Consider the following 1,081-nt stretch of genomic DNA (forward strand, 5'->3'; position numbering starts at 1 on the left):
TAACTACGACGTATCAGCCAGCAACTACCTATGCCAAAACCCACACTTCGTGAAATCGGCGCTGTCGCAATACACAAACTGGGATTTCATCTCCATGGTCAGCAAACACGGCATCGAGTTTGAAGAGCGCGACCACGGCCAATTGTTTTGTGTCGATGCCTTTACCGCCAAAGACATCGTGAAGATGCTGCTGGCCGAGTGTGACATGCCAAACATTCAACAGCGTTACCAATGCGATGTGCACACCATTGAGAAAACCGAAGAAGGCTTTCGTCTGCACGCGGGTACTGAGCCCGTTGAGTGCGAATCTTTGGTGATTGCGACCGGTGGCCTTTCCATGCCAAAACTGGGCGCGACGCCATTTGGTTACAAAGTGGCTGAGCAGTTTGGTTTGCCAGTGATCCCAACCACGGCGGGACTTGTGCCATTTACGCTGCACAAAGAAGACAAAGAAGATTTCGCTGAACTGTCTGGCATTGCTGTGCCTGCGGAAATTACCGCCGAAGACGGCACCATGTTCAAAGAAGCGCTGTTGTTTACTCACCGCGGCTTATCGGGCCCCTCGGTTTTGCAAATTTCCTCTTTTTGGAAAGCGGGTCAGAAAGTTTCCATCAACTTAGTTCCTAACGAAGACATCGCTCTGCTGCTCGAGCGCAGCCTTGAGAAACATCCAAATCAATCGCTAAAGAACACCCTAGCAAAAGTGCTGCCAAAGCGTTTAGTGGAAGTGCTGATTGAACGTAAAGAGCTGATGGACAAACCTCTCAAGCAGTTCAACCCGAAAGAGCTTGCTAGCGTGGTAGAGCGTTTAGAAAACTGGTCAATCGCACCTAATGGCACCGAAGGCTACCGCACGGCGGAAGTGACTTTGGGTGGTGTAGATACCGATCACCTGTCTTCTAAAACCATGGAATGTAAAAACATCAAAGGCTTGTACTTCATCGGAGAAGTGATGGACGTTACCGGTTGGTTAGGTGGCTATAACTTCCAATGGTGCTGGTCGAGTGGCTTTGTGGCAGGTCAGTGGGTGTAATCCAGCGCTGCACGCAAAGATAGAAAGAGACGACGAAAAAGAGCACTG

1 protein-coding gene is annotated in these 1,081 nt (G+C 50.0%); it reads left to right on the forward strand.

Translation table 11 applies throughout. The features are described 5' to 3' along the window. Positions 1 to 1,033: NAD(P)/FAD-dependent oxidoreductase (locus R8O70_RS26090; RefSeq protein ID WP_318184571.1), on the forward strand; the 1,033-nt coding region annotated here is incomplete at its 5' end. Positions 1,034 to 1,081 lie beyond the last annotated feature (48 nt).

Origin of the sequence: Vibrio sp. 779(2023) (assembly GCF_033344285.1) — a bacterium.
Taxonomy (GTDB): domain Bacteria; phylum Pseudomonadota; class Gammaproteobacteria; order Enterobacterales; family Vibrionaceae; genus Vibrio; species Vibrio alginolyticus.